Below are 12,472 nucleotides of genomic sequence, written 5' to 3'. Positions count from 1 at the left end.
TTCAGTCTCCTGTCTGCGGGCGCAGGCCCTTCGGGGTGAGCGCACGCTGCAGCCACTGCAGCAGCAGGTCGGCGGCGATGGCGAGCAGGCTCACCAGGACCGCGCCGACCACCAGCATGGGCATGTTGGATTGGCTGATGGAATTGAGGATGAGCACGCCCAGGCCGCCGGCGCCAATCACCGCAGCGATGGTCATCACGCCGATGTTCATCACCACGGCGGTGCGCACGCCGGCGAGGATCACCGGGACGGCGATGGGGATATCGACCATCCGCAGGCGCTGCCAGAAGGTCATGCCGATGCCCTTGCCGGCTTCGCGAATGCCAGGCTCGACATTGGTCAGCGCGAGGTAGGTGTTGCGCAGGATCGGCAGCAGCGAATAGAGGAACACCGCGGTGATCGCCGGCAGCGGGCCAAGGCCCTGTCCGATCTTCGAGTACAGCGGCAGCATCAGGCCGAACAGCGCGATGGACGGGATGGTCAGCACCACGGTGGCGGCGCCCTGCAACGGCCCGGCGAGCCACTTGAAGCGCGTCATCAGCACGCCCAGTGGCACACCGACGACGATAGCCAGGCCCACGGCGATGGATACCAGCATCAGGTGCTGCAGCGTCAGCTGGCCGACCTGCACCCAGTCGAGGCGGGAAATCACGGTCATGAAGTCCATGTCAGTTCTCCTCCTTTATGGGCTGGTCCTGTGCCGGCCGGGCCTTGTCGCCCAGCAGGTCGTGGTCGCGCAGGAATTTCTGCGCCACGCGCTGCACTGGCTCCTGCTGGATGTCGACCTGGGCGTTGAGCGCCTGCATGGTCTTGTCGTCGAGCAGATTGGCGATGGGGTCGAACAGCGTCTTCAGCTCCGGGTGCTTCTCCAGCAGATCGGCACGCATCACCGGCGCGGCGTTGTAGAACGGGAAGAACTGCTTGTCGTCTTCCAGCACGCGCAGCTTGAAGTCCTTCAGGCGGCCATCGGTGGTGTAGACGAGGCCGACGAACACCTGGCGATTCTTCAGCGCGGTGTAGACCAGCCCGGCATCCATCTGCCGCACGTCGTCGCGAGTGAAGTGGAAGCCGTACAGCTCGCTCATCGGCGCGAGACCGTCCGGACGGCCGGCGAATTCCGGATCCATGGCGAACAGGTGGGTCTTCTTGTCGCCCTGCTCCTTCATCACCCGGGCCAGGTCACTGAGGGTGCGCACCCCGAGCTGTTCGGCCTGCTCCTCGGGCATCGCCAGCGCATAGGTATTGTTGAACGGCGCGGGCGTAGGCCAGACCAGCCCCTTCTTGCCGTCCAGCTCGCGAACCTTGGCCAGCGATTGCTCGGCGTTGAGCTTGTCCTTGACCTTGTTGTAGACGATCAGCGACGAGCCGGTGTACTCCCAGACCAGGTCCAGCTGGCCGCTCTGTTGCGCGCTGCGCGCAAGGGTGCTGCCCAGGCCGTTGGTGACCTTCACCTCGTAGCCCTTGCTCTGCAGGTACTGCGCGGTGATGGCGGTGAGCAGGCGTTGTTCGGTGAACGGTTTGCCGCCGATGCGGATCACATCGGCCGCCTGCGCGAGACCGGTTGTGGCGGCGAGCACGAGGCCCAGCGCGCCAAGCAGACGTCGTGTCATGCGGGCTCCTTTCAAACAACTCCCTTTCATTTCGCCAGCCCCCGTTCCAGGAAACCGCGGCTGAACAGCACCACCAGGCCATCGAGCACCAGCGCCAGCAGCGCAGTGCACACGGCGCCGAGCAGCAGCTTGGACTGGTCGTCCAGGGCGATGCCGGGGAAGATCAGGCTGCCCAGGCTGTTGGCGCCGATCAGGAAGGCCAGCGGCGCTGAACCGACGTTGAGCGCCAGCGCGATGCGCACACCGCCCATGATCAGCGGCACCGCATTGGGCAGTTCGACGCGCAGCAGCACCTGCCGTGGCGTCATGCCGATGCCGGTGGCCGCTTCCTTGAGCGACGCCGGCACGGCGCGCAGGCCCTCGTAGGTATTGCGCACGATGGGCAGCAGCGAAGCGAGGAACAGCGCGAGGATCGCCGGGCCGTTGCCGATCCCGACGATCGCCAGGGCGATGGCCAGCACGGCCAGTGGCGGGATGGTGTTGCCGACGTTGAATATCTGCATCAGGCGCTCGGCCTGTCCTTGCAGGGCGGGCCGGCTGAGCAGCATGCCGGCGGGGATGCCGACCACGATGGCGGCGAACATGGATGCGAACACCAGGATCAGGTGCGCCTGCAGGTAGAACAGCAGGTCTTCGCGGTACTGCCACAGAGTGGCGGGGGTGATCCAATGGATCAGCAAAGCCAGCACAACGACTGCGAAGCAGACGCCGAACAGGGCCTTGCCCGTGGTGGTTTTCACCATGGTTGGGGGACTCCCTTCGGGTGCGCGGCGACTGGCATCGCCGCGCTCACGTGACGCTCGATCCCGTCCTGAGACTTACCTGGGACCTCGATTAAACGCGACGAGAATCAAGTACTTGCGAAAGCGCCTACGGATTGTCGTCGCGAAGGGGTGGACCCCCGTGCGTGCCGTTACGTTCAATAAAATTGCCATCCTTGTGCCATCGCGCGGCCGCGCATTCGGCTTCAGCCCCCATGGTCCGGGGGCTGCGGCGGACAAAAAAACTTTCGAAAAAACTTCCGATCCGGCTGAACCATCGCCCTCCTCCACTTGCCCAACGGCGGATGCGCCCGGCGAAAACGTACGCAGATTCGCTCAGCGGTTATCATCGGGATTCTTTCGCGTGCCCCCGACCCATGGATAGGTCACTCGGGGCCGGCGTTCTTGCCTACCACGGAGATCCATCGCCATGCTTGATCTGGCCGCGGCGTTCATTGCGCTGACCACCCTGCTCACCTACGTCAACTACCGCTTCATCCGCCTGCCGCCGACCATCGGCGTCATGGCCACCGCGCTGATCTTTTCCTTCATCGCCCAGGGCATGTCGCTGCTCGGCTACCCGGTGCTGGAAGTCGAGATGCAGCAGATCATCAGCCGCATCGACTTCTCCGACGTGCTGATGACCTGGTTCCTCCCCGCGCTGCTGTTCGCCGGCGCCCTGCACGTGAACCTCGCCGACCTGCGCAACTACAAGTGGCCCATCGGCCTGCTCGCCACCTTCGGCGTGCTGATCGCCACCACGGTGATCGGCTACCTGGCCTACTACACCTTCGCCCTCTTCGGCTGGCACGTGGACTTCATCTACTGCCTGCTGTTCGGCGCGCTGATCTCGCCCACCGACCCCATCGCGGTGCTGGGCATCCTCAAGTCCGCCGGCGCGCCCAAGCCGCTGGCCACCACCATCGTCGGCGAGTCGCTGTTCAACGACGGCACCGCCGTGGTGGTCTTCACCATCCTGCTGGGCATCCTGCTGGCCGGCGAAACGCCCACCGCCTCGACGATTGCCTGGCTGTTCGTGCAGGAAGCCATCGGCGGCATCCTGTTCGGCGCGGCGCTGGGCTACGGCGTGTTCCTGATGATGCGCGGCATCGACCAGTACCAGGTGGAAGTCATGCTCACCCTGGCCCTGGTGATCGGCGGCGCTGCGCTGGCGGCGCGGCTGCACGTGTCGGCGCCCATCGCCATGGTGGTGGCCGGCCTGATCATCGGCAACCAGGCGCGCCACTACGCGATGTCCGACGAAACGCGGCGCTACATCGACAAGTTCTGGGAGCTGATCGACGAGATCCTCAACGCCCTGCTGTTCGCCCTGATCGGCCTGGAGCTGCTCCTGCTGCCGTTCAACTGGCTGCACGTGGTGGCGGCGTTCACCCTGGGCGGCGCGGTACTGATCTCGCGCCTGCTCACCGTCGCACCGGCCATCGTCGTGCTGCGCCAGACCGAGAACGGCCGCCGCCAGGTGCCCGCCGGGACCATCCGCATCCTCGTCTGGGGCGGCCTGCGCGGCGGAGTGTCGGTGGCCCTGGCGCTGTCCCTGCCGCTGGGCGAGCAGCGCGACCTGATCCTCAGCCTGACCTACGTGGTGGTGCTGGTGTCGATCCTGCTCCAGGGCCTGTCCATCGGCCCGCTGGTGCGGCGCATCTACAAGGGCGCCGAGCCGGTCGCCGACAGCGACCACTGACAGCGCCCTCCAGGGTCCTTGAGCCTTGCGTCGCCGGGTCTGCCGGCGACGCCACGATTCAGGCTATAATCCCGCGTTTTTCGGGCCGCTCGCTGCCCGTCTTCACCGAATCGACCAGGCACCCATCCATGAGCATCCAAGCCGCCGAAGTCGCGAAGCGCCGCACGTTCGCGATCATTTCCCACCCCGACGCCGGTAAGACCACCATTACCGAGAAGCTCCTGCTGATGGGCAAGGCGATTGCCGTCGCCGGTACCGTGAAGTCGCGCAAGTCCGACCGCCACGCCACCTCCGACTGGATGGAGATGGAGAAGCAGCGCGGCATCTCCATCACCACCTCGGTGATGCAGTTCCCCTACCGCGAGCACATGATCAACCTGCTCGACACCCCCGGCCACGAAGACTTCTCCGAAGACACCTACCGCACCCTGACCGCGGTGGACTCGGCGCTGATGGTCCTCGACGGCGGTAAGGGTGTAGAGCCGCGCACCATCGCCCTGATGGAAGTCTGCCGCCTGCGCGACACGCCCATCGTCAGCTTCATCAACAAACTCGACCGCGACATCCGCGACCCCATCGAGCTGCTCGACGAGATCGAAGCCGTCCTGAAGATCAAGGCCGCGCCGATCACCTGGCCGATCGGCTGCTACCGCGACTTCAAGGGCGTGTACCACCTCGCCCAGGACAAGATCATCGTCTACGTGCCGGGCCACGGCCACGAGCGTATCGAGACCCAGGTCATCGACAAGCTCGACTCGGACGAGGCCCGCGCGCACCTGGGCGACCTCTACGACAACTTCCTCGAAGAGCTGGAACTGGTGCAGGGCGCCTGCCACGAGTTCGACAAGGACGCCTTCCTCAAGGGCGAGATGACCCCGGTATTCTTCGGTACCGCGCTGGGCAACTTCGGTGTCGACCAGGTGCTGGACTGCATCGTCGACTGGGCCCCGCAACCGCTGGAGCGTGGCGCCCACGAGCGCACCGTGGCGCCGACCGAAGAGAAGTTCTCCGGCTTCGTGTTCAAGATCCAGGCGAACATGGACCCGAAACACCGCGACCGCATCGCCTTCATGCGCATCTGCTCGGGCAAGTACGAGAAGGGCATGAAGATGCGCCACGTGCGCCTGGGCAAGGACGTGAAGATCGCCGACGCGCTGACCTTCTTCTCCAGCGAGCGTGAGCAGCTGGAAGAGGCCTTCGCCGGCGACATCATCGGCCTGCACAACCACGGCACCATCCAGATCGGCGACACCTTCACCGAAGGCGAGGCGCTGGGCTTCACCGGTATCCCGCATTTCGCCCCGGAACTGTTCCGCCGCGTGCGCCTGAAGGACCCGCTGAAATCCAAGCAGCTGCGCCAGGGCCTGCAGGAACTGGCCGAGGAAGGCGCCACTCAGGTGTTCTTCCCCGAACGCAACAACGACATCATCCTCGGCGCCGTCGGTGTGCTGCAGTTCGACGTCGTCGCCAGCCGCCTGAAGGAGGAATACAAGGTCGAGTGCGCCTACGAGCAGATCAACGTCTGGTCCGCGCGCTGGATCGAGTGCAAGGACGAGAAGAAGCTCAAGGAGTTCAAGGACAAGGCCTTCGAAAACCTGTCCGTGGACGGCGGCGGCCACCTCACCTACCTGGCCCCGACCCGCGTCAACCTGAGCCTGATGGAAGAGCGCTGGCCGGACATCACCTTCCGCGCTACCCGCGAACACCACTGAGTTCGCCGCTCACGAAAACGCCCGCCTTGTGCGGGCGTTTTTGTTCTTCCTTGTTTGCTTTTGGGTCGAGATGCGCGGGTAAGAGCCCCTCACCCTAACCCTGGCTGCGCGCCCCGCTCCTCAAGCGGGAGAGGGGACCGTTCGGTGCAGGATGAAACCACAGCGTCAGGCGGCACAATCTGCCCCCTCTCCCTCTGGGAGAGGGTTGGGGTGAGGGATGCCCCGTACAGAAACCGATTACGGATCAAGCGCCCCCGAGCTCCAGGTGCTCGACTGCGCTGTACCAGTGAACTTGCCCGCGATGGCCCCCTGGGGAATCAACCGGTCACGGTAACGGGTGGCGAACAATCCGCTCTGCGGCGCCCGCAGGATGTGTTCGCTACTGGCGTCGCCAGGGCGCGAAATGATGCGTGCGAAGCGCTCGCCCGCCTCGAGATACTCGCCCAGCTCACGCTCGAACACCAGCACGCCGGCGGCCGGGGCGAACACCGTCTCCATGAAGCCCATCGGGGTCGCGACTCCTTTCCACTCTGGCAGCGGCCCAGCGTCGTCCACCACGCCGCGGGCACCGAGGAAGCGGTAAAGGCCGTCGACGTCCTGCTGCGCCAGCGCATCGCTTACATCACCCTGGCCACGCAGCTCGACGGTGGCCACCAGGCGCCCGTCGAAGCGCTGCTCGGCGAGCCATGGCGCGATCACCACTTCCTCGAAAGCGCCGTCGCCATCGCCCTCCCAGATAATCGCCAACTCCGCACCGAGGGCCGCGGCGAGGTCCTGCGCGCCGGGCCAGAAGCACTCGTGGACATAGACGTATTGCAGCGCCTCGTCGTCGGTGTGCAGGTCGAGCACGATATCCGCCGGCGCCGCCAATTCGGCCAGGCGCTTCTGCCACAACGAAAGGTTGTCCAGCGTCCCCGTGGCCGCCGCCGAGGCGAGGAAGCCCCGGTTGAAATTGCGCGACGTGGAGTCGTGGTTGCGACCGAGAATCCGCCCCTGGCGGAACTGCCCGATGCCGATGGAATTAGCCTGCGGCACCACAGTCACGCTGCCATTGAGCGCCCCGCGCTCGGCGGCCTCGCGCAGGCGCGGCAATAGTTCGTGGAGCACCAGCATCCCGGCGATCTCGTCGGCATGCACACCGGCCTGCAGGTGCACCCTGGGCCCCGGTTTGCCACCATCGATACGCCACGCCAGAACGCGTAGCTCTGCGCCCGAGTCACCGGGTACGCTGAAGGACACATCCTCGATCATCAAGTCCTCTCCTCTGTCCGAATCGCCCATGGAAATCTTCGTCGGCGCCTCCTAGTATCGAAGCCAGTCGCCGGTTTCCGGCACGCCGCAAAAGGACGTCGCACCGTGGATATGCCCCGCCAGAAAGCCCAGCGCGCCACCTCCGAGGAACGTCGCGACCACCTGGTACGCGCCTGCCTCAAGTGCCTGGTCGCCGATGGCCACGCGGGCATTTCCGTGCGCCGCATTGCCAAGGAAGCCGGCGTCGCCGTGGGCCTGGTGAACCATCACTTCGGCAGCATCGACGCGCTGGTCGCCCAGGCTTACGAAACCCTCGCCGGCGAAGTGACCCAGGCGCTCTACCAGCAGGTCGACGCCGTCGGCAGCGATCCCGCCGCACGCATGGAAGCCTTCCTCACCGGCTCCTTCTCGCCCCAGGTGCTGGACCCCGACCTGCTCAGTCCCTGGGTGGTGTTCTGGAGCCTGATCCGCCACTCGCCGCCGGTGAACGAAGCCCACGAGCGCGGCTACCACACGTACCTCGGGATCCTGGAAAAACTCATCAGCGACCTCGCCAGCGCCGAGGGCTTCACGGTGGCGCGTCCGCGCCTGGCCGCCATCGGCCTCTCCGCCATGCTCGACGGGCTGTGGCTGGAGTGGTGTCTGAATCCCACCACCTTCAGCGCCGCGGACGGCCTGGAACTCAGCCGCTGCTGGGTAGAGGGCCTGCGTCGCGGCGCCTACGCCTGAAGTGCGGCAACGATCTGCTGCGCGTCGGCTGGATGTCGTTGGGCGCCGCTCTCAGATACTCATTTGCTGGCGTAAACGCCGCTCTTCGAGCGACGCCCGCCTAATCCAGCGCTAGCTCGCAAGATCGTCAGGCGAGCAGTGAATGTTCAAACCGCCGTTCTCGCACGACGTTTACCGAACCATGATCGCTGCACCGGCTTCTGCGTTTCGCGGCGAACCGGCGTGGTGCGTTCCAGCACGGCGAACAGCGCCTCGATGATGAAGGTCAGGCAGATATAGATCGCCGCCACCAGCAACAGCGGCTCGTACACCTGGAAGGTCTGCGCGCGCACCACGTTGGCGGCGCCCAGCAGGTCGACCACGGCAATGGTGGAGGCCAGTGCGGTGGACTTGAGCAGCATCACGGTCTCCCCCGCCAGGGTCGGCAACAGCAGGCGGATCGCACGTGGCAGCCAGACGCGGTAGAGCACCAGCGTGCGGTTCATGCCGAACGCCGAAGCGGCCTCCAGCTCACCACGCGGCACCGCCTTCAGGCCGCCGCGCACCACCTCGCCGACGTAGGCGCCCACCGAGAGAATCAGGGCGATGACGATGTACCAGAAGCCATCGCGCAGGTACGGCCAGAGGAAGCTGCCGCGAATCAGCGGGAACTGCGCGAACAGGCTGCCCAGGCCGTAGTAGAAGATGTAGATCTGCACCAGCAGCGGTGTACCGCGGATCACGCTGGTGTACGCCAGCGCCAGCCGTGAGACCAGGAAGTTGCGCGACATCCGCGCCAGCGCCACGACCAGTGCCAGGGCAAAGCCGAGGATGGCGGAAATCAGCAGGATCACCAGGGTGGTGCCCAGGCCTTTCAGCAACAGAGCCCCGTAGACGAATAGCCAGTGTTCGTTCATCGCCGCGCCTCGCTCAGACCGCCGGAATCCAGCGACGGAAACGCCGCTCCAGGTAGCCCGCGAACAGGTTGGAAAGCACGGTGAGCACGTAGTACAGCGCCGCCGCGGTGAGGTAGAAGGTCAGGTAGTGCCGGGTCGATCCGGCGGCTTGCTTGGCGGTGTAGAGCAGCTCGTTGGTGCCGACCACGCTGATCAGCGCACTGTCCTTGATCAGGTTGACCCACAGGTTGGCCATGCCGGCCAGCGCGTTGGGCGCCATCATCGGCAAGGTCACGCGACGAAACAGGCCGAAACCGTGCATGCCATAGGCGCGCGCCGCTTCGATCTGCCCGAAGGGAATCGACTGGATCGCGCCACGGAAGATTTCCGAGGCGTAGGCACCCTGCACCAGGCCGAGCACGACGATGGCCACCATCATGCCGTTGAGCTTCACCTCGCCGTAGCCCAGCCAGGCGAAGAACTGGTTCAGGCCCATGGAGCCGACGTAGAACAGCAGCAGGATCAGCAACAGTTCCGGCACCGCCCGGCACAGCGTGGTGTAGCCGCGCGCGAGCATCGCCAGCGGCCAGGGCCCGCCGATCTTGGCGCTCGCCGCGCCCAGGCCGATCAGCATGCCAACCAGGAAGGCGCCGACGGAAATCTGCAGGGTGACCAGCAGCCCTTTGAGCAGCGCCGGGCCCCAGCCCGTGGCGCCGAATCCGATCAGGTCGAAGATGCTTTGCATGGCGTTCTCCATGGCAAAACCTTGCTCTCAGGCCCGCGCCCGAACGGGCGCGGGAATGCACGGAGTTACTGCTTGGGCGCGACGCTCATGCCGAAATACTTGTCCGACAATGCCTTGTAGTCGTCGCTGGCGAGCAGCTTGCCGATGGCATCATCGAGCTTCGCCTTGAGCGCGGTGTCGTCCTTGCGCAGGCCGGCGCCGACGCCACGGCCGAAGATCGGGTCGTACTTCACCTCGCCCTTGTTGACGATGCCGGCGGCCTGGGCGTCCGGCGACTTGACGAAGGAAGCCACGGCGATACCGTCGGCCATCATCAGGTCGATGCGCCCGGCCACCAGGTCGGCGTTCACCGAGTCCTGGGTGTCGTAGTAGCGCACGTCGGCGATCTTCTCGTAGTACTTCTTCAGGTAGTTGGAACTGACGGTGGAGATCTGCACGCCGATGGCCTTGCCCTTGAGGCCCTCGGGGGTGACCTGCACGTCCACCGCCTGTGGCGCGGCGACGGCCACCGGGGTGTCGTAGTAGGGGCGACTGAAGGCGATCTGCTTCTCGCGCTCATCGGTGATCGACATGGAGTTGAAGATCACGTCGATCTTCTTCGCCAGCAGCGAGGGGATGATGCCGTCCCAGGCCACTTCGTCGATCTCGCACTGGGCTTTCATCTCGGCGCAGACCTTGTGGATCAGGTCCGGCTCGAAGCCGGTCCAGCTGCCATCGGGCTGCTTCTGCGAGAACGGCGGATAGGGCTCGGCGGCCAGGGCGAAGCGGATCGTCTCGGCCTGCGCGCTCACCGCGCCGGCCATCAGCATCGCCGCACCCACCATCAGTTTGCACAGACCTTTCTTGCTCATCGTGATCCCCTGCTTTGTTTTATTTAGTGTTGGGTCACGCTCATCGATGCGCCGACAACGCGGCATCGGTCAGCGATTCTGGTGCGCGTTGACGAACTGCCGGCAGCGCTCGCTGCGCGGCCGCGAGAACACCTCTTCGGGAGTCCCCTCCTCTTCGATCAGTCCTTTGTGAAGGAACGCCACGTGGCTGGACACATCGCGGGCGAAGGCCATTTCGTGGGTGACCAGGATCATGGTCCGCCCCTCTTCCGCCAGCGAACGGATCACCCGCAGCACTTCGCCCACCAGTTCCGGGTCGAGCGCCGAGGTCGGTTCGTCGAACAACATCACTTTAGGCCGCACGGCGAGGGCGCGCGCGATGGCCACGCGCTGCTGCTGGCCGCCGGAGAGGAAGGCCGGATACTCGTGACGCTTCTCGGCCAGGCCGACGCGTTCCAGCAGCGCCTCGGCACGCTCGCGGGCCTCGGCCTTGCTCTCGTGGAGAACGAAGGTCGGCGCCTCGATGAGGTTTTCCAGCACGGTGCGGTGCGGCCACAGGTTGAAACTCTGGAACACCATGCCCAGCTGCGAGCGGATACGGGTGAGTTGCCGCTGGTCGGCCACCATCGGTTCGCCCTGGCGATTACGGGTGAGGCCGATGGTCTCGCCGCTGACGGTGACGGAGCCCTGGTTGGGAATCTCCAGCATGTTGATGCAGCGCAGCAGCGTGCTCTTGCCCGAGCCGCTGGCGCCGATCAGCGAGATCACCTCGCCCTCGCGGGCCGACAGCGACACACCCTTGAGCACTTCGAAATCGCCGAAGCGCTTGTGGATATCTCGCACCTCGATCACCGGCTTGGTCGCGGCAGGCTCTAGTAGGAGCGGACCTTGTCCGCGATCAGCCGCCACGCCGGGATTGGTTTCGCGGACAAGGTCCGCTCCTACCGTTGCTGCCTTGGCGGGGAGCGACTCGACGAAGCGAATGATCCGCGCACAGGCCTCGGCCATGCTCTCGTCGCTCAGGCCGAATGACAGCCGCACGAAGCCTTCCGCCTGCGGACCGAAGGCCGCCGCGTCGAGCACCGAAACGCCGGTGGCGTGGAACAGTTGCCAGGAGAAGTCCAGCGAACTCAGGCCGGTGTCGCGCACGTCCACCATCACGAACATGCCGGCCTCGGGGCTGAGCACCTTCACCCGCGGACAGTCGCTGAGCGCGGCTACCACCAGGTCACGCCGGCGGCGATAGATCTCGCGCATCGACGCCACCACCTCATCGTGGCGCTCAACGGCGACGCGCGCAGCCTCCTGGATGAAGCCCGGCAGGCCGTAGAACATGTTCAGCGCGAGGTTTTCCAGGTGCCCGACCAGCGTCGGGTTGGCGATGATCCAGCCGGTGCGCCAGCCGGTCATCGCATGGGATTTCGACAGGCTGCCGATGCTCAGGGTGCGTTCGGCCATGCCCGGCAGCGCGGCGAAGCTCTGGTGCTCGCGCTCGAAGGTCAGCCCTTCGTAGACCTCGTCCACCACCACCCAGAGATCGTGGGCGTGCGCCAGCTCGGCGATGGTCAGCAGCTCCTCGCGATCGAGTACGACGCCGGTGGGATTGTTCGGGTTGGCGAGGAAGATGGCCTTGGTGCGCGGGGTGATCGCAGCGGCCAGGTCGGCGGCCTGCGGGCGGAAGCCGGTGTCAGGACGGGTTGGAACGGTAACCAGCGTGGCGCCAGTGGACTTCAGGGTGGCTTCGTACGTGACGTAGACAGGGTCGAACACGATGACTTCGTCGCCCTTCTCGAGCAGGCACATCGCGGCGGCGAACAGCCCGTTCTGTGCCCCGGCGACGACGATGACGCTCTCCGGCGCCACCGTCTGCCCGCATCGTCGTTCGTGCAGCGCGGCGATGGCCTGGCGCAGCTCGGGCTTGCCGGCCACGTCGCTGTAGTGCGTGTCGCCGGCGCGCAGCGACGTGACGGCGGCTTCGGTGATGAAGTCCGGCGTGGCGAAGTCCGGATCGCCAACACTCAGCACGATCACATCCCGCCCCGCGCGCTGCGCGGCGATCGCGGCATAGTGAATGTCCCAGGCGGCAACGCCGGGTCCGACCATCCTGTCCACAAGCGACGAATAACGCATGCAAGGGCCTCATCCGAATGACGGAGTGCCTACGGTCATGTCCGCAGGAGCTTGGGGCCACCATAGCCAAGGATGAACGAGTGTTCAACAGAGTTTTCCGACATCGCCCATGTCGTTTTCAGAACGT

General features: G+C 65.5%; 11 protein-coding genes. 3 read left to right on the top strand and 8 right to left on the bottom strand.

What is annotated here, in order from left to right:
- Position 1: 1 nt before the first annotated feature.
- Genes JVX91_RS10495 through JVX91_RS10485 form a run of 3 tightly spaced genes read right to left on the bottom strand, consistent with a single transcriptional unit; the run spans position 2 to position 2,353 of the window.
- On the bottom strand, positions 2-667 hold the full coding sequence (locus JVX91_RS10495; RefSeq protein WP_024765896.1) for an ABC transporter permease: 666 nt from the start codon (positions 665-667) through the stop codon (positions 2-4).
- Position 668: 1 nt separating this feature from the next.
- On the bottom strand, positions 669-1,610 hold the full coding sequence (locus tag JVX91_RS10490) for a glycine betaine ABC transporter substrate-binding protein (protein ID WP_205339165.1): 942 nt from the start codon (positions 1,608-1,610) through the stop codon (positions 669-671).
- 26 nt (positions 1,611-1,636) lie between these two features.
- Positions 1,637-2,353 (bottom strand): ABC transporter permease, encoded by a 717-nt coding sequence (locus JVX91_RS10485; protein ID WP_205339164.1) that lies wholly within the window; start codon positions 2,351-2,353, stop codon positions 1,637-1,639.
- Between the two features lie 448 nt (positions 2,354-2,801).
- On the opposite strand from JVX91_RS10485, the gene JVX91_RS10480 reads away from it, so the two are divergent.
- Both JVX91_RS10480 and JVX91_RS10475 read left to right on the top strand, forming a co-directional pair.
- Positions 2,802-4,073, top strand: coding sequence for a sodium:proton antiporter (locus tag JVX91_RS10480; protein WP_037014467.1), 1,272 nt, complete (start codon positions 2,802-2,804; stop codon positions 4,071-4,073).
- 128 nt (positions 4,074-4,201) lie between these two features.
- On the top strand, positions 4,202-5,785 hold the full coding sequence (locus tag JVX91_RS10475) for a peptide chain release factor 3 (RefSeq protein WP_205339163.1): 1,584 nt from the start codon (positions 4,202-4,204) through the stop codon (positions 5,783-5,785).
- 237 nt (positions 5,786-6,022) lie between these two features.
- On the opposite strand, the gene JVX91_RS10470 is transcribed toward JVX91_RS10475, so the two are convergent.
- Positions 6,023-7,036 carry a succinylglutamate desuccinylase/aspartoacylase family protein gene (locus tag JVX91_RS10470; RefSeq protein ID WP_205339162.1) on the bottom strand — a complete coding sequence of 338 codons (1,014 nt, stop codon included), beginning with the start codon at positions 7,034-7,036 and terminating at the stop codon, positions 6,023-6,025.
- 105 nt (positions 7,037-7,141) lie between these two features.
- On the opposite strand from JVX91_RS10470, the gene JVX91_RS10465 reads away from it, so the two are divergent.
- Positions 7,142-7,765, top strand: coding sequence for a TetR family transcriptional regulator C-terminal domain-containing protein (locus tag JVX91_RS10465; RefSeq protein WP_205339161.1), 624 nt, complete (start codon positions 7,142-7,144; stop codon positions 7,763-7,765).
- A gap of 146 nt (positions 7,766-7,911) precedes the next feature.
- Here the strand turns inward: JVX91_RS10465 and JVX91_RS10460 are convergent, their stop codons facing one another.
- The 4 genes from JVX91_RS10460 to JVX91_RS29110 all read right to left on the bottom strand — a co-directional run bounded on the left by JVX91_RS10460 (position 7,912) and on the right by JVX91_RS29110 (position 12,345).
- Positions 7,912-8,661 carry an ABC transporter permease subunit gene (locus tag JVX91_RS10460; protein ID WP_205339160.1) on the bottom strand — a complete coding sequence of 250 codons (750 nt, stop codon included), beginning with the start codon at positions 8,659-8,661 and terminating at the stop codon, positions 7,912-7,914.
- Between the two features lie 13 nt (positions 8,662-8,674).
- A complete protein-coding gene (locus JVX91_RS10455) occupies positions 8,675-9,385 on the bottom strand; it encodes an ABC transporter permease subunit (RefSeq protein ID WP_205339159.1) in 711 nt (236 codons plus the stop codon).
- Between the two features lie 65 nt (positions 9,386-9,450).
- A complete protein-coding gene (locus JVX91_RS10450; RefSeq protein ID WP_205339158.1) occupies positions 9,451-10,236 on the bottom strand; it encodes a transporter substrate-binding domain-containing protein in 786 nt (261 codons plus the stop codon).
- Between the two features lie 69 nt (positions 10,237-10,305).
- Positions 10,306-12,345: an aminotransferase class I/II-fold pyridoxal phosphate-dependent enzyme gene (locus JVX91_RS29110; protein ID WP_205339157.1), complete on the bottom strand. Its 2,040-nt coding sequence runs from the start codon at positions 12,343-12,345 to the stop codon at positions 10,306-10,308.
- Between the last annotated feature and the right edge of the window lie 127 nt (positions 12,346-12,472).

The sequence above is a fragment of the Pseudomonas sp. PDNC002 genome, assembly GCF_016919445.1.
Taxonomy (GTDB): Bacteria; Pseudomonadota; Gammaproteobacteria; order Pseudomonadales; family Pseudomonadaceae; genus Pseudomonas.
The sequence above is the reverse complement of the archived record's forward strand: the minus strand, read 5'-3'. Positions and strand labels throughout refer to the sequence as shown.